Origin of the sequence: uncultured Shewanella sp., from assembly GCF_947495455.1 — a bacterium.
Taxonomy (GTDB): domain Bacteria; phylum Pseudomonadota; class Gammaproteobacteria; order Enterobacterales; family Shewanellaceae; genus Shewanella.
The window spans coordinates 43,145-62,897 of the sequence record NZ_CANLZC010000001.1; the positions used below are offsets into that span (position 1 = coordinate 43,145).

20 protein-coding genes are annotated in these 19,753 nt (G+C 47.0%); 19 read left to right on the forward strand and 1 reads right to left on the reverse strand.

The genetic code is table 11. From position 1 onward, the window contains the following. Positions 1-65: 65 nt before the first annotated feature. From Q0791_RS00305 to Q0791_RS00330, 6 genes are all read left to right on the forward strand, one after another. Positions 66-665, forward strand: a complete 600-nt coding sequence (locus Q0791_RS00305) for a hypothetical protein (protein ID WP_299001732.1) — start codon at positions 66-68, stop codon at positions 663-665. Next, the gene (locus tag Q0791_RS00310) at positions 662-1,291 is read left to right on the forward strand and encodes a hypothetical protein (protein WP_299001733.1); all 630 of its coding nucleotides are present in this window, start codon (positions 662-664) and stop codon (positions 1,289-1,291) included. The genes Q0791_RS00305 and Q0791_RS00310 overlap by 4 nt, the downstream gene beginning before the upstream one ends. Continuing rightward, positions 1,288-1,839, forward strand: coding sequence for a hypothetical protein (locus Q0791_RS00315; protein WP_299001734.1), 552 nt, complete (start codon positions 1,288-1,290; stop codon positions 1,837-1,839). Before Q0791_RS00310 ends, Q0791_RS00315 begins: the two co-directional genes overlap by 4 nt. Next, the gene (locus Q0791_RS00320) at positions 1,832-9,046 is read left to right on the forward strand and encodes a hypothetical protein (RefSeq protein ID WP_299001735.1); all 7,215 of its coding nucleotides are present in this window, start codon (positions 1,832-1,834) and stop codon (positions 9,044-9,046) included. The genes Q0791_RS00315 and Q0791_RS00320 overlap by 8 nt, the downstream gene beginning before the upstream one ends. A gap of 12 nt (positions 9,047-9,058) precedes the next feature. After that, complete coding sequence (locus Q0791_RS00325) at positions 9,059-9,439, forward strand: hypothetical protein (RefSeq protein WP_299001736.1); 381 nt, start codon at positions 9,059-9,061, stop codon at positions 9,437-9,439. Between the two features lie 1,180 nt (positions 9,440-10,619). Then, entirely contained in the window at positions 10,620-11,183 is a 564-nt protein-coding gene (locus tag Q0791_RS00330) for a hypothetical protein (protein WP_299001737.1), read from the forward strand. A gap of 23 nt (positions 11,184-11,206) precedes the next feature. On the opposite strand, the gene Q0791_RS00335 is transcribed toward Q0791_RS00330, so the two are convergent. Next, positions 11,207-11,902: a helix-turn-helix transcriptional regulator gene (locus Q0791_RS00335; protein WP_299001738.1), complete on the reverse strand. Its 696-nt coding sequence runs from the start codon at positions 11,900-11,902 to the stop codon at positions 11,207-11,209. 179 nt (positions 11,903-12,081) lie between these two features. Here Q0791_RS00335 and Q0791_RS00340 point away from each other — a divergent pair, with 179 nt between their 5' ends. The 13 genes from Q0791_RS00340 to Q0791_RS00400 all read left to right on the forward strand — a co-directional run bounded on the left by Q0791_RS00340 (position 12,082) and on the right by Q0791_RS00400 (position 19,686). Next, the gene (locus tag Q0791_RS00340) at positions 12,082-12,312 is read left to right on the forward strand and encodes a hypothetical protein (RefSeq protein ID WP_299001739.1); all 231 of its coding nucleotides are present in this window, start codon (positions 12,082-12,084) and stop codon (positions 12,310-12,312) included. Then, positions 12,302-14,527 (forward strand): DNA-binding protein, encoded by a 2,226-nt coding sequence (locus Q0791_RS00345; RefSeq protein WP_299001740.1) that lies wholly within the window; start codon positions 12,302-12,304, stop codon positions 14,525-14,527. The genes Q0791_RS00340 and Q0791_RS00345 overlap by 11 nt, the downstream gene beginning before the upstream one ends. Positions 14,528-14,584: 57 nt before the next feature. Beyond that, the gene (locus Q0791_RS00350) at positions 14,585-15,325 is read left to right on the forward strand and encodes an ATP-binding protein (RefSeq protein ID WP_299001741.1); all 741 of its coding nucleotides are present in this window, start codon (positions 14,585-14,587) and stop codon (positions 15,323-15,325) included. Positions 15,326-15,354: 29 nt separating this feature from the next. Continuing rightward, entirely contained in the window at positions 15,355-15,846 is a 492-nt protein-coding gene (locus tag Q0791_RS00355; protein ID WP_299001742.1) for a hypothetical protein, read from the forward strand. Further along, on the forward strand, positions 15,843-16,373 hold the full coding sequence (locus tag Q0791_RS00360) for a helix-turn-helix transcriptional regulator (RefSeq protein WP_299001743.1): 531 nt from the start codon (positions 15,843-15,845) through the stop codon (positions 16,371-16,373). Before Q0791_RS00355 ends, Q0791_RS00360 begins: the two co-directional genes overlap by 4 nt. Then, a complete protein-coding gene (locus Q0791_RS00365) occupies positions 16,363-16,581 on the forward strand; it encodes a hypothetical protein (RefSeq protein WP_299001744.1) in 219 nt (72 codons plus the stop codon). Before Q0791_RS00360 ends, Q0791_RS00365 begins: the two co-directional genes overlap by 11 nt. After that, positions 16,581-16,835, forward strand: a complete 255-nt coding sequence (locus tag Q0791_RS00370; protein ID WP_299001745.1) for a hypothetical protein — start codon at positions 16,581-16,583, stop codon at positions 16,833-16,835. The genes Q0791_RS00365 and Q0791_RS00370 overlap by 1 nt, the downstream gene beginning before the upstream one ends. A gap of 33 nt (positions 16,836-16,868) precedes the next feature. Continuing rightward, a complete protein-coding gene (locus Q0791_RS00375; RefSeq protein WP_299001746.1) occupies positions 16,869-17,507 on the forward strand; it encodes a DUF3164 family protein in 639 nt (212 codons plus the stop codon). Between the two features lie 11 nt (positions 17,508-17,518). Continuing rightward, entirely contained in the window at positions 17,519-18,019 is a 501-nt protein-coding gene (locus Q0791_RS00380) for a hypothetical protein (RefSeq protein ID WP_299001747.1), read from the forward strand. After that, positions 18,012-18,338, forward strand: coding sequence for a hypothetical protein (locus Q0791_RS00385; protein WP_299001748.1), 327 nt, complete (start codon positions 18,012-18,014; stop codon positions 18,336-18,338). Before Q0791_RS00380 ends, Q0791_RS00385 begins: the two co-directional genes overlap by 8 nt. Continuing rightward, positions 18,269-18,850, forward strand: coding sequence for a gp16 family protein (locus tag Q0791_RS00390; protein WP_299001749.1), 582 nt, complete (start codon positions 18,269-18,271; stop codon positions 18,848-18,850). The genes Q0791_RS00385 and Q0791_RS00390 overlap by 70 nt, the downstream gene beginning before the upstream one ends. Next, the gene (locus Q0791_RS00395; protein WP_299001750.1) at positions 18,837-19,289 is read left to right on the forward strand and encodes a Mor transcription activator family protein; all 453 of its coding nucleotides are present in this window, start codon (positions 18,837-18,839) and stop codon (positions 19,287-19,289) included. The genes Q0791_RS00390 and Q0791_RS00395 overlap by 14 nt, the downstream gene beginning before the upstream one ends. Positions 19,290-19,371: 82 nt before the next feature. Continuing rightward, positions 19,372-19,686 carry a hypothetical protein gene (locus tag Q0791_RS00400; protein WP_299001751.1) on the forward strand — a complete coding sequence of 105 codons (315 nt, stop codon included), beginning with the start codon at positions 19,372-19,374 and terminating at the stop codon, positions 19,684-19,686. Positions 19,687-19,753 lie beyond the last annotated feature (67 nt).

The window sequence follows — 19,753 nt, forward strand, 5'->3', positions numbered from 1 at the left end:
ATATCCTTAAGGCGATAAAATCACGCCACACTAAGCCCTCACTCAGTAGCAGCGAGGGCTTTTTTTTGTTGACCTTTCCCGAGGGAATTTACCCTACATCGTGTGACTGGCGCTTAGTGCATCGCACTAAAGTGTTTACTAACCCTTATAGCAATCAAACACAAACCTTAAGTTTGCCCGGTGCCTACTGGCACGCCAAATTGCAGTTTGCCAATCTGACTCGTGCTCAAGGCCAAACCTTGCATGCCTTTGTGTCAAACATGCAGGGCATGGCGGGGCGGGTAAAACTCTTTGATCATGCCTTTAGTACGCCTAGGGGCCATGGACGCGGCACGCCGTTTGTGAAAGGCAGTAACCAAACAGGCAATCAATTGGCGATTGATGGGGTTGAGTCAGGCACTTTTTTGCAAGCAGGCGATTATTGTCAAATTGGTGAGCAATTAGTGATTTTAACCTCTGACGCCACCGCGAGCAGTGATGGTGAATGTGTACTGAATTTTCAAGCCGCACTTAGGCGCGCCCCTGCCGATGGCAGCCCCATTATTGTGCAAAGCCCGTGCGCTGTTATGCAGTTAAAAGATGACAATCAAGGCCTGCGGCGTTCAACCAAAAGCCGTGTGTTATCCAGCTTTAGTTTGGAATTTATAGAGGATGTGAGCACATGATTAACTTTGCCACCGAGACCATGAAAACCTATTTAAGACAGGCCCATATTAGCGGCTTGCTATTAACCAAACTTGATTTTGTCTCAGGGGATGTGTGCGTGCACAGCGGTGTGGGCCAAGTGGAATATGACGGCCAGATTTATTTGGGCGTCGGCGCATTAGGCAAAATCGGTAATGTGACCCAAAACGGCAAAGTGCAGCCCAATAAATTGAGTTTAACGTTATCAGGCATTCCGCCCTCATTGGTCTCTACGGCGCTGACCGAAGAGTATCAAAACCGTAGCGGAGTGATTTATTTAGCCGCTTTAAATATGACTACTGGGCGGGTTCAGGCCGCCGATATTTTATTTCAAGGCCGCATGGATGTGATGACAGTGAGTGACGGCGCTAAGGCCAGTATTAAGCTTGAAATTAACTCTCGCGGCGTGGATTGGAAAAATGCTCGCAATGGCCGTTATACCCATGCGGATCATCAAGCCCGTGAGTCGGCGGATGATTTTTTTGAGTTTGTCAGTGAAAGCACAGAGCGAGAGTTGCAATGGGGCGTGCCGGGTGGCAAATCCACCACCTCAAGCGGGGGCGGCAGTGGCAGCAGTAGCAGCGGGCGTAGGGTGAATCGAGTATGAGTATCAATATAAGTCATCCATTACCCCATAGATTAATCGCCTTTATTGATGAACATCGACACCGTGACTTTCACTGGGGTGAGCATGATTGCTGTTTGTTTATTGCTGACTGGATTTTGGCGCGGGGTGACAGGGCGGATTTAGGGGATATTGGCGCTGACTATCGCGGCCAATACACTAATGCATTAGGCGCAATGCGAGCAGTTAAAGCGGCTGGGTTTGATGATTTAACGGCGTTGTTTGATGCCCTGTTAGGGCCACATGTGCCGCCCCTGTTATGCCGCCGCGGCGATGTCGTGCTTATTAAACCTGATTTTACTCAAGAGCCACATACTCAAGGGCCTCATACTCAAGAGCTTCAAAATACGCAAGAGCTACATACTCAAGATCCTCAAAAGAGCGCGCTTGGCATTGCAGGGGGCGATGGCGTGTGGGGCTTAAGTCAAAAGGGGGTAGTGAGTTTACCCGCAAGCAGTATTCAATGGGGATGGTCATTGCATCTTGCATCACCGCTGGTTCAATCACGCTTAGGAGGTCGTCATGGGTAAAGTCGTCGATGCGCTTGTTGATGGCACGCCGCTGGGCAAGCTGGTTTTTGATGCGGTAGGCATAGATGCTTGGTGGGAAATCGGCGTAGGCAAATACCTGCGTGAGGCCATGATGCCCTCCATGCCCGATGATTTTGAAAACGAGGCCATGCAACAGCAGCAAATGCTGCGCTCCAGCACCGAGGCGCGCCGCAGTATTTATGGCCGCGCCATGGTGTCTGGCCCTATCGTGTTTAGTGAAGAAACGGGGAACGATAACGAATATTTGCACCTTGTGCTGCCGCTGGCGAGCCATGAATGCGAGGCGGTAGACGCCATTTATTTTAATGATGAGCTGGCGTTTGAAAATAATGTGGTGCGAGCGCCCTTTGTTGATCATGCGCGCATTAATGTGCATTTAGGCAATCAATTGAGCGCCGATGCGGATTTAGTGAATGAGTGTGTCAACTGGACTGAGCGCCATGTGGGCCGTGGGATCACGTATCTGGCGGTGCGCTTAAAACATGATCAAGAAGTCTTCTCCAGTGGTGTGCCTAACGTTAAGGCCATAGTGCGGGGTAAGCCTGTGTATGATCCCCGCAAAGACAGTACGGTGGGCGGCATGGGGAGTCATCGCTGGCATGATAGCAGCACCTGGGAGTGGTCGAATAACTGGGCCTTGTGTGTGCTGGATTTTACTTTGTTTGAATCGGGCATTGGCGCGGATATCAGCGAGATAAATTTAACGGCTTATGCGCTGGCGGCCAATGACAGCGATGAGTTAGTAGAGTATGACGACGAAGGCAATTGCGAGGCCCGTTATACTTGCAACGGCACTTTTACTCAGTCCATGACCCCGGCATCGATTTTAGATAAATTACTGCTGGCGGGCGCAGGCATGCAAACCTATGTGAGCGGCCAATACCACTTATATGCGGGCGTGTATCAAGGGCCTGCGGTGATGGATATTACCGAGGATGATTTAGCGGGTGAGGTGTCTATTCGCTCCTTTACTCCTAGAGCCTCTTTGTGTAATGCGGTGCGCGGCACTTTTGTGGATCCTGATAATCATTTTCAGCCCACAGATTTTCCGCCTTATGAGTCGTCTTATTATCAAGCTCAAGATAACGGCGAGTATATCGATCATGATATCGATTTAGCCTTTACTCAGTCTATCTATACCGCTCAGCGACTGGCGAAACTCTATTTAGAGCTAAACCGTGCAGGCCAGCAGTTAACCTTGAGCCTCAACATGATAGGCCTTGGGCTGGCCGTGGGCAAAGTGGTTAATGTGAACTTGCCTCGCTTAGGCATTAACAAAGCCTATTCAGTGGTGGATTGGGCCTTTGATTTTGGCAAGCCTATTAAGGTGGTGCTTAAAGAGACTCACCCGGATTTATTTGATTATGACAAGGGCAGTTATACCGCCCGTAAACTCACGCCGCCGCTAAACTTACCCAATGCCAGTAATGTGCCCACAGTGGCGAATTTAAGCTGGGAGGCCATGGGGGATGATGCCAACTGGCAAGGGCTGTTAAGCTGGAGTGCACCCGGCGGCAATAGCAGTTATCGCTATCGATTAGAAATTACCGACACAAGCGACAGGCTAGTGTATCAAGCAAGCCCAGATATCAGTCAGCATTATGTGCCTAAGCTGGACGTGGGTACCTATACCTGCAAAGTGTGGGCGGTGAATTTGTTTTCCAATCGCTCCAATGTGCCTGCCGAGCTGAGTATCGGCAGCGATGCGCCGCCGCCCGTAGTCGGCATAGAAGTGATCGCAGGGGCGCTGGAGCTAGTGCTTAAACCCCAAACGGCGGTACTCATTGCTAACACCACCACCTTTGAGTTGTTGGGTTCGATTAGCAATGATTTTGCAGGGGCCGCCTATATAGGCTCAGGAAAAGAAATCATCTGGCCCAGTTTGCACCCTAATACTGGCTATTTTGTCTGGGCGCGCAGCAAGAATAATTATGGCGTGAGCAGTTACTTTGGCCCGCGAAACGTGCAAACCAGCTCTGATAATACCTCGTTAGTGGCGCTCTTGGGCGACAGTTTTAAAAGTTATTCTTGGTTTGCTTGGGCCGATGATAACCAAGGCACAGGCTTTACGACCAATGAGAGTCAAGGTGAAAATAAGCCCTGGATGGGCATAGCCACAGATAAAGAAACGCCGACGGCGTCAGGCAATTGGCAGGATTATACCTGGAGTAAAATCCAAACCGAGATCCCCCCGGTATTTACCCCCGAAGAAGAAACCCAGCTGGATAATATTATGGCCGGGCGCTTGCCCGATGGCAGTGATGACTTGTTAGCTCTGCAAGCGGCGCTCAATAACAGCAATTTATCTAATAACTTACTCAATGCTCAGCAATTACTTAATCAAGGCATTAGTGCCTTTGAGCTGGGTGGCGAAACCCCCGCAGGCGCGCTGCTTAAAGCCCAAACCGCGGAAACTAATGCTGTGAATACGGCGCTTGAAACCGCTAAAGGCGATCCGCTATTAAGCAATAACGTGACGGAAAATAACGTCACTCGTATTGCACGGCCCCAAGGGGGGACTTATAGCCTGCGTGAATATAATGCTCTGGGAGCCATTAAGATCACTCTGCCTGTGTGGTACAGCAGTACCATGCTGAGCTTTTATGTGGATGTATACGATTACCGAGAAGGTAAAAGTTTTTCTTTATATGTAGCAGGTTATAACTATGGGGCCACGCCAACATGGAAACAGCACACGGCCAAAATTATTGGCGACAGTCAAAGTGATCATGCGGTGCGCTTTGGTGACGATGGGGAAAAATGCTGCATTTGGATAGGGGACGCTAACAGTCTGTTTTATTATCCAAAAGTAGCCGTGCGTGATGTGCAAGCGGGTTATTCCAGTTATGAGATCACACGGTGGCAAGCAGGTTGGCAGGTATCACAAGTGAGCGAGTTTGATAACGTGCAGCATGTTGTGACCGATAACATTATCGGCAGTGATATGGCTCAATTAAAAGCCAGTGCTGCCCAAGCCGCCGCCGAAAGTTATGCCTTAGCTAAGGCCAATCTGGTTGAAACCACCGCCGCCGCTTATGCTGACGGCAGAGTGGATGCCGAAGAGCAGCGCGCCATTGAAGATGCCACCGCCAAGGCCGAAGCAGCCAAACAAGCCGCCATTAATGCCGCCGCGCTGGATGCTGCGGCCAAAGCTCAGGCTGCACAAACGGCAGCAGAAAGCTATGCACAGGCGAAAGCGACCCTTGCCGAAACCACCGCCAAGGCCCATGCCGACGGCAGAGTGGATGCCGAAGAGCAGCGGGCCATTGAAGATGCCACCGCCAAGGCCGATGCGGCGAAACAAGCAGCCATCGATGCTGCCGCGCTGGATGCTGAGGCCAAAGCTCAGGCTGCGCAGACTGCCGCCGAAAGTTATGCACAAGCCAAAGCCAACTTGGCTGAGACCACAGCAAAAGCTCACGCCGACGGCAAAGTGGATGCCGAAGAGCAGCGAGCCATTGAAGATGCCACGGCAAAAGCTGAGGCCGCCAAAGCACAGGCCATAGCCGCTGCGGCACTGGATGCCACCACAAAAGCCGACGCGGTTTATCAAGCGGCCCTAGATAACCCGCTTTTAAGCAATGTGGCCTATATGCGCACTCAAGCCGACTTTTATATGGAGTCCGGCTTAACGGGCTATAGCCATGGGTTTGTGGGGCCTGCTAATGAGTTAGTGTCGATCCCTGAGTCTGACACCGCGCAAGTGATAAAGGCTGGGCAATATGGGGGCAATGTCCTGCGCTTAACGGGAGAGCAATATGTGTTCACCATTGGCACCTTTCCTGTGGATACGGCCAAACGTTATAAAGTGAAATTTACCGTGCGCCAGCATCAAGACAGTGATCAAAGTAAAATCTATGCGGGTGTCGTGACACTGGATGCGAACTATGCATTTATTTCAGGTGGCGCAGGCACTCATAGGTATTGCGGCATATCCAGTGTGATCCATGAAAGTGATGGTTTTTGCACATTTGAAGGTAGCATCACAGGCATTGGCGATGCACACGATAATTTCAGAGTGGGCACTGTGTATGTGCGCTTGGTGGCTATCGTCAATTATCGTAATGGCACAGGCATCGCCGATATTGACGAGCTGAGCTTTTATGAGATGACGGCACAAGGGGATCTCATTGACATAGGTATGGAAACCGTCAGCGGCTCGCAAGCGAAAGCCCAAGCGGCGCAAAGTGCGGCTGAAAGTTATGCCCTTGCCAAAGCCAATCTGGCTGAAATCACAGCTAAAGCCCACGCCGACGGCAGAGTGGACGCCGAAGAAGCCCGCGCCATTGCCGATGCCACAGCTAAGGCAGAAGCGGCGAAACAAGCGGCGATAAGCACTGCTAAGGATGATGCGAGCGCAAAGGCGGAGACGGCCAAAATAGAGGCGCAAGAATATGCACTGGCCAAAGCGGCCCTTGCTGAAACTACTGCTAAGGCCCATGCCGACGGCAAAGTGGATGCCGAAGAAGCCCGAGCAATAGCCGATGCCACCGCAAAAGCCGATGCGGCCAAACAAGCGGCGATAAGTACTGCTAAGGATGATGCGAGCGCAAAGGCGGAGACGGCCAAAATAGAGGCGCAAGAATATGCGCTTGCCAAAGCGGCCCTTGCTGAAACCACGGCAAAAGCCCATGCCGACGGCAGAGTGGACGCCGAAGAAGCCCGCGCCATTGCCGATGCGACGGCCAAGGCCGAAGCAGCCAAACAAGCCGCTATTAATGCCGCCGCGTTAGATGCCGAGGCCAAAGCTCAAGTGGCTCAAAGTGCGGCTGAAAGTTATGCGCTTGCCAAAGCCAACTTGGCAGAGACCACAGCCAAGGCCCATGCCGACGGCAGAGTGGATGCAGAAGAAGCCCGAGCCATTGCCGATGCCACCGCCAAGGCCGACGCAGCTAAACAAGCCGCCATTGATACTGCGGCGTTAGATGCTGCCGCTAAGGCTAATGCTGCGCAAAGTGCGGCTGAAAGCTATGCGCTTGCCAAAGCCAATTTGGCCGAAACCACAGCAAAAGCCCATGCCGATGGCAAAGTGGATGCAGCTGAACAGCGAGCCATTGCCGATGCCACAGCTAAGGCGGAAGCGGCGAAACAAGCGGCCATTAATGCTGCGGCGCAGGATGCCACAGAGAAAGCGGATGTCGCGGAAGCGGCCGCAAATGTAAATACGTATCATATGACCAAAAAATGGACGCGAGAGTATCGTGCGTCTTTAACGAACCATGATCCTTTGCTTTTTCATGACGGCAGCAGTCTGCCCACCCTTTACCCCGATACTAGTAATGTGAAGGCACAATATTCAGTGACTTTAGTGACAGTGGGAACGGGGACTGTGACTAAAACCGTGGGCGTGTTGTCATGGACGGGATCGGCGTGGCAATGGACATTAATTTCAGCCTTAGGCTCAGTATCAAATCATCCGCGCATTATCGTTAATGGCAGCGCTGCGCCTGTGGTCGCGACTTGGCATAACAGCACCTATCGCATTTCAGTGGCCATGGAATGGGATTGTGTCTCGACTAACCTTGTTCGTGCAGGAATGGTTGAGTCCAATGCGATTGCGGCTGAGCAGTTGTACGTTAATAATGCGTTAATTGAAAAGCTGATTGCCGAAAATGGCCTCTTTTTAACATTACAAGCGCAATTAGCCATGTTTGGTGGCCTAGCCGCCGAGGCCATCGCCGCCAATGCCATTACCACTGAAAAGCTCCATGTGACGGCTAGGAACTTAGTGAATAATTTCACCATGACAGACCATTGTGAGGGCTGGTCGTTTGCTAACAGTGATTTGGTATCGGTGAATTATTTAGGACGGTCTGTAAAAGGCGCAAAAATTGTCTCATCTGGAAACACGATTAGGTATTCGGATTATTTTGATATAGATCACAATAAAGTCTATGAGGTGAATATCAGTGTATACCGAGCATCGGGCGGTAGCACGGGGAGTCGCTATTTGGGCATACATGCCAGAGGTGGCACAGAGAGTTATGATACTGTAGTACGGTATTATGCCAGCACCCGTATGCTTCATTCTGAAACCAATAACCCCTATTTTTGGGGGGGAGATATCAGCACGGGCCAGTGGCGAGTCATGAAAACCTATATTATCGGCGCCAATGTAGACCCTGTCACTGTACCTGACACGCAAAATGTCTCCTATATTATTCAGTTAAAAGCCGATACCACCCAAGTGCGCCTGCGTATGCTCAATTATTCTAATGACGGCACACAAACCACTGATTATTGGGTGAACCCGTCGGTCACTGAAATAGGTAGCGGAGTGATCTCCGCCAATCAATTACTGGCCAACGAAGGCTTATTTAATGCGTTAAAAGTGAAATTAGCCGCCTTTGGCGGCTTAACCGCCAATGAAATTCAGGCCGACAGTGCCCTCATTAATAAACTACTGGCCAACGAAGGCTTATTTAATAGCCTGCAAGTCCGCTTAGCCGTATTCGGCGGCCTCACAGCCAACAGTATTGCCGCGGGGGCCATCCTTGGTGAGCACATCAAAGCGGGTGAAAAAATAACGAGTCCCATATTGGAAGGTGGGGAAATTCGTTTAATCGGTAGCACCCACATGGAAGTCACCGCCGCCACGCCATTCGGCCCTGACGATCTTATTCAATGGTATGGCCCTAAGCTCATGAGCGGCTCAAACCCGAACTGGAACGCCCTTAAAAAATCTAACGCCATTAATTACAAGGACGACAGAGGCAACTGTCACTTTGGTGGCACTTTGTCGTCAGGCACATTGAAAAACGAGGGCACAACCAGCGTTAAAACTCGCTATACAGTGAACTCATATCCGCTCACTGTGGGGCCGTTTTCCACATCCGGCCGCACTAAATCTGTGGTGTTCTCTTATGACATGTCAGGGGCGGGGCGTTCCAATTCAGGCAGTGTGACCACCCCAAAACTGGGCTGGCAGTTACAGCGCCGTTTAGGCACTGGCAGTTGGTCAACGCGCACCAGTGGCACCTTTAACGGTACCAGTGGTTCTACTTATATGCCTGAGTTTAGTCAATACGCGACATCGGAATCATGCAGCGGCTCAACCACTTATACTGACACTAGCTCAAGCACCGAAGACTTTACCTACAGAATAAAAGTGACCAGCTATGCCCGTCACCACAGCGATACGGACGTCACAAAACAATATTTAACCATCATAGCAATAGAGCAATAAAAGGAGAGCAACATGGCGCTAAATATGCCCAGCATCGACATGGCCAGCGGAATAACCGTTAATAATCCCTGTTTAGTCATCAGTCAGTTATCAACCAGCAATAATTTGTCATTGAGTGAAACCCTAGACAATAGCAATGAGCTGGCGATAGTCGAAGGCGGTGCACACATTTGTACCTTTCAGTTAAGTGTGTTTGTCAGCGAGCAAGCCATCGGCGAGGACAGGCCACCCATAGACCAAGTGCGTGACGGCTATAACATTCATATCTATCAAATCAGACTAGAGGATGAGTTATACACAGACATGACCCCCAGAGAGGCAGCGTATTCTTACCTTAAAACTTTAGACGAGTACAGCACAGCCACAGAAAGCACGGAGATCACCACGATTTAACTTGTTTAATCACGATTTGAAGATGATTTAATGACGATTTAAAAAGCCGTTTAACTCACATTAAACGGCTTTTGATGGTAAATTGAACAGTGAAAAGATAAGGTGTTTGTATTTTTTGAAGGTAATTAAAATAAATTTGGTTTATTTTCTCTAAAGGAGAATATTAACCGAGTTCATATTCTCACTACCTTGGTGTATATTCTTTATTTTTGTTTTATATCAATGTGTTATTTTACATGGAGGACATAAAGCAACCGCTGAGAATATAAACTATTTTGAGTGTTGTAGAGTAATAAACCTAAGCTATCTAATTGAATAGTCAATAAAAAATAAAGATTAACTGTTAAAGTATCAATTCCCAAACCCGCCGATTTATTTTCCCAAACCGCGCGATCAGCTACAGGATGAGTTATACATAGACATGACCCCCAGAGAGGCGGCGTATTCTTACCTTAAAACCTTAGACGAGTACAGCACAGCCACAGAAAGCACGGAGATAACCACGATTTAACTTGTTTAATCACGATTTGAAGATGATTTAATGACGATTTAAAAAGCCGTTTAACTCACATTAAACGGCTTTTGATGGTAAATTAATCAAGGAGGTGTGTTTAAATTTATAACAAAGAGAAAAATTTACTTTCTAGTTTAAGTACGCTAACTAGAAAGCTACTTTCTAGTTGGAAGATTTACTTTCTAGTTAGGTAATATAACTATAAATCAATAAGATAAAGTCATTAAAACCAATAAGGAGGCAATACTAACTAGAAAGTAAATATAAAGGTTTTTGCTTTAGTATTTATTTTAACTATATGAAAAAATACAACTTAATTGTTAAACTTAGTAAAAATGAAATTTCCAGAGTTAGCCGTTTTCTTTTCCAAAGTTGGGCGATCCGCTACATCATTTCATGCGAACTCTTGTAACCGACCACATGAAATGAGAAACCGAGAATAAGCGAGATTAGATGAAATTTGCTGAGATTTTCCAGTGTGAATGCGGGTTTGAAGCTGTGAAGATTAAAATTTCATATTCTTTGTTGAGATCGGATGAAATGAGACAGATTATCCTCATATTGCCAAAGAGATCGGATGAAATGAGATTTATTGAAATTAGCCGAAGTTGTAAGAATAGTTGTTAATGCCATAATTCATTCATGTTTTAAATATGATGTATTTATATGCCTGAATTATCCAAAACTCAAATCGCATGGAATTTGATGCTTGAAAGAGATGCTTTTGAAGTCTCTGAGATAGCCAATGAGTCAAGTATGCCATTGGAACAATGCCGCACTTTTATCAATAAACTCGTTAAACAAGAAGCTGTGGCGATTATCGATGGGTTAGGATTTCATCGGCGACCCTATGTATATCGTGTCGTGGATGCGTCCAAGGCTAGAGTCGGCAAGGGGAATTATAATCAAATAACCAATCAATCAGCCCCTGGTCAGCAAACTATTTGGAACGCGATACGTGTTCATCGGCATTTCACCAATTTACAAATCGAATTAACCACATCCGCATCGATTAAAAGCATTAATGCTTACTTAAGAAATTTAGAGCGAGCGGGTTATCTCATGAGAAAAAGAGTAAATAAAACAGTAGGTAATGAAAAAAGGTGCGGACAGCGTGACTATTTTCATTTAAAATCGACTTTTAATACTGGACGAAAAGCGCCGATTTTGCGTCGAGATGTTGGTATGTACGATCAAAATCTTAATACCTTATTTGAGTTTAAAATCTAATGCCATCCAAGTTGGCGCTATATCTAATTTAGATCCTTTCCAATCCAAACGACTTTTCCAATAATATTCAGTAATTCTATTTTATCTTTTTCAATTCTTTGTTTTTCATACTCTTTATTGTCACTGATTAAAATAACAGAACCATCAAGCCCTTTTTGTAGACGCTTAGCAAAAAGGTCATCGTTTATTCTTAACACATAAATACACCCATCTTTAAGTGATGTTTGATTAGTGGCGACTAACAATGAATTGTTAGAATGTATTGTAGGTTCCATTGAATCTCCGCTGGCATAGACAACTGCCAGATCAGAGGGTGTTAAATTTCTAAATTGGAGCCAACGTTTTCGGAATGCGAGGTGACGAGTAATACTTTCATCTTTGCTATAAATGCCATGGCCAGTACTGACTGTCACATTATATACAGGAATATAGGCGTATTCATCACAGTATTCTAATGATTTGTTATTATTGTATTTTTCACCTTTTCCCGTTGCGAGCCATTCAAGATTTACTTTACATTCATCTGCAATTCTAACTACTTTGTCAAAAGATGGCTTAGATGTCTTATTTAGCCACTTTCTGATACCGCCCTCAGATGCATCAATTAATTGACCAAAAGAGCTGATACTTTGATCGCCTATCAGTTCTTTTAGACGTAAATTGAAGTTTTCGACTTCTTTTTGTGACGTCGATACCTGCTTTCCAGTTTTTTTATTCACTTATCTGATTGCCTATTTTACTTTTTTATCAGTTAGTTAGTTTTTAATTATCTTTTTAGGTTAAATAATCTCAGTCAAAACTTGAAATCCGTCTAATAAGATCGTAACCTTTCCAATAAGACGCGCAAATGGTTAGTTGCGCATTGCGTAAGTTACATATATTAACATGGAATAGTAAAATGAAAATACATGATCCAGATCACATTCATGCAGCTCTCAGGGCGCAAGGCTCAAATAGTCGAAAATGGTCAATAGAGCATGGATACCACCCAAGGACTGTACTCGATATTATTCAGACCTTTGCGCCTTCTAAAAAGCGAAAACCTAAACGTCCACTATCACGTCAAATCATTGAAGAATTAAGTAAAACTATAGATTTCGATTTGTTGGGGGAAAGCAATGAATCATAACTGGTTTACCCCGAGCGAATTATTGGGTAAACCACATATGCCTAATACAGTGCAGGGGGTGCGTTATAAAGCATCAAAAGAAAATTGGAAAAGTAGACAGCGGCAGGGGAAAGGTGGAGGAAAAGAATACTATATAGAATCATTACCTGCTGAAACTCAATCATTCATGATTGTTAATTGTACTAATGATATCAATTTAGAAACAAATGTATCAATCGCTCATCTCGTACAAAAAGACGGTGCAATTCGAGAGCAAGAAAGAAAAAACGCTTTTGCGGCTAAAACCACGGCTATGCAGCGCTTCATGGGCCTGTCTGAAAGTGTTCAAAACAAGGCTAAAGCTAAGGAGAAAGTAGTACAGGCTTTAGGCTCTTATTTAATACCTTACGAAGCCGCAGGAAATAAAAAGCTAGGAATTGAGGCATTTATTAATGCTTTTAATCATAATGAGTTAAGCAGTGTAGCTGAAATTTATCCGATTATTTCCAAAGTAACTCGCCCTGTTCTTTACCGCTGGCAAGCGGCTTATAAGAAAGAGGGGATCATGGGACTGGTTGATAAAAGAAAGAGTCCCAACACCAACAAAATAGACACTCAGCACAGGTTAAATGAGTTTATCAATGCGCTGATCACAGCTAAGCCCCATTTATTGAATCAGCCCAAAAAAGTGCGGGAAATGGCGCTAGTCAAGGCGGCTGAATTTAACTGGGAATTGCCCTCTATCGGCTCGTTTAAACGCTGGCTTGCTCAATATGCGGCTAAAAATGAGGTGGCATTGGCGTATATCACTAATCCGACTCAATACACCGACAAATACAGGCCGCTATTTAGCACTATGTACCCGCAAGTGGATGGCCCGAACCAAGTTTGGGAGTTTGATTCTACCCCCACCGATGTTGAGTTAAATGTGGATGGTAAGCTCAAACGCCACTGCATTGTGGCGGCTATCGATGTGTATACCCGTCGCGTGCAGCTGATTGTCTCGCCTGCATCACATAGCGAAGCGATTTGTTTATTGCTGCGTAAGTGCTTGCTTGAGTGGGGCATTCCCGAAGAGGGGGCCATTATGCGTACGGACAATGGTAGCGATTATGTGTCAAAACGCACCACCACGATTTTTGAGATGCTAGAGCTTAAACAATCGCGGGCGGCGGCCTTTTCAGGCTGGGAAAAACCTTTTATTGAGCGCTTCTTTGGCACCATGAGCCGCGTATTGATGGAAAAAATGCCCGGTTATATCGGCCATAGCGTGAATGATCGTCAGCAAATTGAGGCCATGCACACCTTTGCTATGCGTATTGGTGACGGTAAAAAGCAAGTGCAGGCGGAGCGATTAGGCTTGGCTCTTACGCCGCACCAGTTACAAGAGGCGCTGAATAATTACCTTGAGTTTGATTATAACCACGTCCCCCACGATAAAAGCAAAAAAACACCTTTTGAGCTGTATGCAGAAAGTGGCTACAAAAAGCGCGCCATCACTAATGAGCATGTGCTTGATTATCTACTTAATTACATCGGCACCAGCACAGTGGCGCGGGGTGGAGTTCGGGCAGGCAATGTTAGATATACCGCGCCAGAATTGATGGAAGTCGCCTGGCAGCGTAAAAAAGTGCGCGTCTTTGTGGATCCCAATGATATTGGCCGCGCCACCTTATACCCCATCGAGGGCTTTGAGACCTATGTTGAAGCGGTAAACCACGAGCTAGTGAATAACGGTATATCCCCAGTGCTATATCGCGAACGTCGCAAGCAAGCGCAAAAAGACTTGGCCGTCATGCGCAAAACCGCGAAGAAGTTGCAAGAAGAGTTTGGCATTAACAACTTATACGCCGATGAACTGGCGCAGAAAAAGGCCCTGAACGATAGCTTACGTCATATCGAGCGCCCCGTAGAACATAACAATGCCAGCATCAAAGGGTTAGAGGCGGGCAGCCAGCGTAGGCAAGACTCATTGAGCGCCAACGAGTTAGCCATGATTGAACGTCAACGCCTTGAAATGGCTGAGCGTAAACAGCGGGCCGCCAAGCATGAAAGCCATATAGTCCGCACCGATCACGAAAAAGCCATGATGTTAACCAAAGAATCATTAAATCGAACATTAACCCAAACAGAGGAGAAGTGGCTTAAACAATATCGTTTAAACAATGTATTACAGAGAAGTCGTCTAGACAGGGTTTTGAAATCGGCAGACTCAGCCCACCGCCAAGTTCGCTGAGTCCGCCTATCACATTGGGCTATAGACATAGCCTTATTCACAACATGAGGGATTATTATGAAATATAAAACCGTAGAAGTAAAAAACGTTTTGCGCACTCAAGACATGTTTTCTAATTTGCTGGGGCGCAGTCAAATCACTCCAGGGTGCGGCCTGATCCACGGCCCAGCGGGTAACGGTAAAACCACCACAGTAGCCTATATCATTAACCAGTTAACCAGCGGTGGCAGTTTACCTATTTATGTGCGTTGTTGCGCCACCGACACGCCCAGCTCTTTTCTTGCTCGTGTGGCCAAGGAGCTAGGCAGTGAGCCTTTGTATCCTCTGCGTAAGTCCGTTGATTTTATTATTAATGTTATGAATGAGCAGCAAATTGCGCTGTTTGTCGATGAAGCGGATCACATTGTCGGCCAAGCCAAAACGATGGAAACCATTCGAGATATTTACGACGCCACAGAGCAACCAGTCATTTTAATCGGCATGGAAGAAATTGCCCGCCGTATTAGTCATCGCAAGCAGTTTTTTAATCGTATCAGTGAGTGGGTAGAGTTTCAGCCCGCCGATGCGGAAGACGTGCACATGTTTGCCACAGAGTTACTGGAAGATGGGATAAGTGTTGGGGAGGATTTACTGGACTATATTCGCGTGCGCTCAGGGGGCGAAGTGCGGCGGATATTGATTGCACTGGAGAAAATCGAACGTTTTGCCAAGGTCAATGATCAGCCTTATGTGGATAAAGAAATTTGGGGCGATGGGCAGTTGTTTCTTAACCATGGAATACACCAAGGAAAGCGTTAATTTTATAATAATAAAAGGAATTTTACTTTATGGGAAACAATATAAATCTGGCTACGGCGTGTGAGGTGCCTACAGCCAAGAATAAAGGGCTAATAGCCAAGAGTAAAGGGCTAACAGCAAAGAATAAAGGGCTAACAGCCAAGCAAGGTGCAGCTAAGCAGGGAGTCGCTAATAAACACAAGCTACATGTGGTTAAACCTGCTCAACAGAACAGTCAATTACACACAGACAGGCAGCAAGTCTGGAACGTGTTGCGTATTCATAACAAGGCCAATAAACGCCTCATTATGACCACAACCAGCGTGAAATCAGGCCTCATTTATCGCTATTTATTGCAATTGGTTAAGGCGGGCTATTTAAAGACCCTTAATCCGCGCAAAGGGCGACCTAGAGGCCAGTGTATCCACTATCGCTTAATCCGTAATTCTGGCCGATTAGCGCCCCAAGTGCGTAATAACGGCATATGGGATCAAAATCAGCAAGTCTTTTACCCCTTTAATAATAAGGAAGCCGCGAAATGACATGGACGACAATCTTAAGCCAGCAGGCCAAGGCCCGTGGCCAAGTGGCGGTGGCCAATGAGTTAGGGGTCTCTAAAACTGTGGTGAGTCAGTTGATTAACGGTAAATACCCCGGTGATTTAAACCGTATGCAAGCGTTAGTTGAGGGGGCATACATGGCCAAAACCGTATCGTGCCCAATCATGGGGGAGATCCCCTTACATCAATGCGATAAACATCAGCGCAATACGCTGACCAGTCATCCAACACGGTTGAAATTATACCGAGCGTGTCGAGGGGGCTGCCCCCATTCGTCTCAGCCTGTCAATCAGCATTTTAAACCCTTTGAGGCTAAGGCCCAGCAAGCTCAAATGGCTTCAACGTATAAGTTTGAGGCCACTATCGGCAGGCTTGAGCGGCAAGTGCGCAGCGACGATGGCGGTCTCTCGCAACTCGTCAAGCTGTTAAAAGCCGAGTTGCAAAGCCTGGCTGTGCGTTATAACCGCTTGCTCGCCAAAGAAGAAAAAGGAGAACACTATGGCCGTTGATACCGAACGGGCGCGCATTGTGGCCGCGCTAGCCCTTAGGGGCATGAAAGTGCTTAGCAGTCATAGCGACAGGGTGATCTGTATTGAACACCCCAGCCAAGACTTTATCGATAAGGCGGTGGAAATCACCGAGCGCGACAGCCACGGCTTACGCACGCGTTTAGCGACCCAATTTAACGGCATTACAGTTTGCTGGAGTAAATATTGATGGCAAAAATCACTTTAGAAATTAACACGGTATACACCACTGATGGCCCAGCATTAGAAGGGCAAACCGCCTTTGAGATCAATGAGGAGAGCCAGCGTGAGCTGAGCGATGATATGGCGCTTAAATTGCTCGACATGCTCAATACCATTATTCCGCGCTTAAGTGATGAAATGCTGGCGCGGGTCAAAAAAGAGTCAGCAAAAGAGCCAGCACAGACACACAATATCGCGCCACCTCGCCCACAACTGCACTGATTTAGCCATAACAAAACCGTTTAAGGAAAAACAATGAACAACATCGAAAACCAAGCAACACAAGAGACTCAAACCCCCTCAGGCTTTAGAAAGAACGCCCTTGGCCATTTAGTGCCTGAAAGTCAAATCAAGCCCTTAGAGTTGATCCGCGATGATCTGGTGCACAATATCGTGCAACAAGCGCAGGCCCTGCGTGAGACTATGCAAGGCTTTAAGCAGCAGGCCCAGCAGCAACTCACCGACTTTGTGGATCTCTCGGCAAGCGAATATGGCGTCAAATATGGTGGCAGTAAGGGCAATGTGGTGCTCACCTCCTTTGATGGCCGCTACCAAGTGCGCCGTGCTATTGGTGAGCATCGCGTGTTTGATGAGCGTATTCAGACCGCCAAAGCCTTAATCGATGAGTGTATTCATTCATGGTCGGGCGGGGCGGATGATAGGCTAATGGCTATGGTAGATCATGCCTTTAGAGTGGATCAACAAGGCCGGATTAATGTCAATCAAGTGCTGAGCCTGCGCCAACTGAATATTGATGATGCAAAGTGGTTAACGGCCATGGAGGCCATTGCCGATGCCATTCAGGTAACGGGCACTTGTGAGTATTTGCGCCTTTACGAGCGTAAAAACAACGGTAAATACCAGCAGCTCCCCCTTGATATCAGCTCACTTTAAGGATGATGACCATGACAATTTCAACTAACGCCAGTATCACAGCCGCTATCACTGTCGAGCAGTGGCAACAAATCGAAAAGGAGATGAGCGGCGTGTTTGGCCGCGTCGAGTTCTTATTAAATGGCACAAAAATCAACTTAGAGAAGCAGTTTATTGCTGAAAATCGCTTAGGTATTTTAGTGTTTATTAACGGTAGTATTAATCACGGCCTTTGTTACGCAGACCCCCTTGATCCCATTGCGCAACAGGTTTGGCGTAAGCGCAGTAAAGCATTGTACAGTGCTAAGAAAAAAGCGGAATTACTGAAAGGGTTCGGCAAGCGTCGAGCCAAGGAATGGTTTCCTAATATCGATAAAAAACGCGAATGGTTGGAGCCGTATTTTCCTCAGTTTGGCTCACTGAAACGTCAGTACAGCAAGCTCGAAGCCCTTACGTTGGTGAGTCTGGGCTACCAAAGCCAAGGCGCTGACAAACAGACTGACAATAACCAAAAGCCCGCGAGCCATGGCTAAGTCCGATAAGACTAAGGCCAAGACTAACGCAGAGGGTGTCAGTCTGACACCCTACGCCGAGGCGTTGATTGATTATGTCAGCGCTTTTTACGGCCAAAATAGCCAGCAAGCCAAAACCATTACCCCAACAGCCCGCCGCGCATGGGCCATCGATTACTTAAACCGTTATGCGGCCCCAGATTGGCGAATAAGAGGTGGCAAACAAGAGATGGCAAACAAGCGACACACACAAGATAAGGATAATCAATCATGTCTTACCCGTTCAGTCCCCAAACAGACCCACAAACAGATTCACAAGTTCCCGTTAGAGTCAAAGTGAAAAACCCCGCCAAGCGGCGGTTAATCACTTTGATCAACATCGCTAAGCAGCAGTTAAACATCGACGAGTATGTGTACCGCGCTATGCTGAAAAGCTGTGCTGGCAAAGACTCACTTAGAGCCATGAGCTTGGGCGAGCTAGAACAAGTGCTAACCCACTTTAAACAAAAAGGTTTTACTCCTTATAAAAGCCCGAGTAAACAAACCGCTACAGGGCGTTTAAGCCCCAAAGGCGGCAAAGCTAAGGTGGCCGAAATCGATAAAATTCGCGCCATTTGGATCACTATGTTTAAACAAAATATCGTCCGCGATGGCAGCGAAACCGCCCTTGATAGTTATGTGCGCCGCATGAGTGCTCGACTCAACATCACTAACGATATTGCCAAGGGCGTAGACAGTGTGGCTTGGCTTAACCCTGAGCAAGCCTACAAAGTACTTGAAAGCCTCAAGAATTGGCATAAGCGTGAGCTGTTAAAGCGCGATCAACAAGGAGGTGCTCATGGGTCAAAATAACATAGGGCGCGAGAGTCAAGATAAGCAGTTGGACTTAGTGCCCAGCAGCGCCGAGGAGTTAGAGCAAACTCTAGCCGTATTGCAAAGCCTGACCGAGGATGAGCGTAAAGATTTTATTCATCGTTGGCCGTCAACACTGCAAAGTCTGTGTGAGCTAATGCGAGTTACATTGGAGGGCTACAAAGTGAATAACGCGTTGATGTTAAGCGAAGCGCTGGCCACCAGTTTGAGCACTTACTTAGGGGGCCGGGATGTGTATATTCCCAACGGGGAGCGCCTTAAAGATGCCCTGCGGGATATTCAAATCTGGCGGGAATTTAAAGGTAATAATTTAGAGTTATTGTCTCGTAGCTATGGCCTCACCGAGCGCCGCGTGAGCCAGATCATCGCCGAGCAGCGAGCCGCGTTCGTCGCCCGCAAACAACGAAAACTTTTCTAAGAGAAGCCGTCTGTTTGTTACGCTGTATTTTTGTGCTAATGTTATTCACCTAAATACAGCAAAGCAAATGCCAGGACGGCCCATGTCACAGCCCATTCAAACACCACCTGAACAGACTCCCGCTTCATCTCCAACCAATGATGTTACCGCCCTTGACTGTTTTAATTTTTTAGGTCAGCTCATCGCGATGATGGGCATAGTTATTGCCCTGTTTATGTTCTTTGAACTGGGCTGGGCTGAAGTGCCTAATGAGTATTTATCAGAGCTGGGGATCATTAAAAAAGAGTTTAATCCGATCATGGCAGCATATAGCGCTGGGATATTGTTAATCAGCCTGTGTTGGTGGGCCTTTGTGCACGTCATAGTGGCGATGGCACGACGTTTAAACGTGGTTTAACTCTGTTTTAATCTCTCTTTAAACCGCATTTAATCCCAAGTTAAACCCGCTTTAAGCCCAGTCTTAT

Coding starts and splice junctions, on each gene's coding strand:
- Q0791_RS00395 (WP_299001750.1), top strand. CDS start 18,837: ATGGGTCAAAATAACATAGGGCGCGAGAGTCAAGATAAGCAGTTGGAC.
- Q0791_RS00355 (WP_299001742.1), top strand. CDS start 15,355: ATGGGAAACAATATAAATCTGGCTACGGCGTGTGAGGTGCCTACAGCC.
- Q0791_RS00390 (WP_299001749.1), top strand. CDS start 18,269: ATGTCTTACCCGTTCAGTCCCCAAACAGACCCACAAACAGATTCACAA.
- Q0791_RS00340 (WP_299001739.1), top strand. CDS start 12,082: ATGAAAATACATGATCCAGATCACATTCATGCAGCTCTCAGGGCGCAA.
- Q0791_RS00360 (WP_299001743.1), top strand. CDS start 15,843: ATGACATGGACGACAATCTTAAGCCAGCAGGCCAAGGCCCGTGGCCAA.
- Q0791_RS00400 (WP_299001751.1), top strand. CDS start 19,372: ATGTCACAGCCCATTCAAACACCACCTGAACAGACTCCCGCTTCATCT.
- Q0791_RS00325 (WP_299001736.1), top strand. CDS start 9,059: ATGGCGCTAAATATGCCCAGCATCGACATGGCCAGCGGAATAACCGTT.
- Q0791_RS00370 (WP_299001745.1), top strand. CDS start 16,581: ATGGCAAAAATCACTTTAGAAATTAACACGGTATACACCACTGATGGC.
- Q0791_RS00310 (WP_299001733.1), top strand. CDS start 662: ATGATTAACTTTGCCACCGAGACCATGAAAACCTATTTAAGACAGGCC.
- Q0791_RS00345 (WP_299001740.1), top strand. CDS start 12,302: ATGAATCATAACTGGTTTACCCCGAGCGAATTATTGGGTAAACCACAT.
- Q0791_RS00375 (WP_299001746.1), top strand. CDS start 16,869: ATGAACAACATCGAAAACCAAGCAACACAAGAGACTCAAACCCCCTCA.
- Q0791_RS00365 (WP_299001744.1), top strand. CDS start 16,363: ATGGCCGTTGATACCGAACGGGCGCGCATTGTGGCCGCGCTAGCCCTT.
- Q0791_RS00385 (WP_299001748.1), top strand. CDS start 18,012: ATGGCTAAGTCCGATAAGACTAAGGCCAAGACTAACGCAGAGGGTGTC.
- Q0791_RS00380 (WP_299001747.1), top strand. CDS start 17,519: ATGACAATTTCAACTAACGCCAGTATCACAGCCGCTATCACTGTCGAG.
- Q0791_RS00330 (WP_299001737.1), top strand. CDS start 10,620: ATGCCTGAATTATCCAAAACTCAAATCGCATGGAATTTGATGCTTGAA.
- Q0791_RS00350 (WP_299001741.1), top strand. CDS start 14,585: ATGAAATATAAAACCGTAGAAGTAAAAAACGTTTTGCGCACTCAAGAC.
- Q0791_RS00315 (WP_299001734.1), top strand. CDS start 1,288: ATGAGTATCAATATAAGTCATCCATTACCCCATAGATTAATCGCCTTT.
- Q0791_RS00320 (WP_299001735.1), top strand. CDS start 1,832: ATGGGTAAAGTCGTCGATGCGCTTGTTGATGGCACGCCGCTGGGCAAG.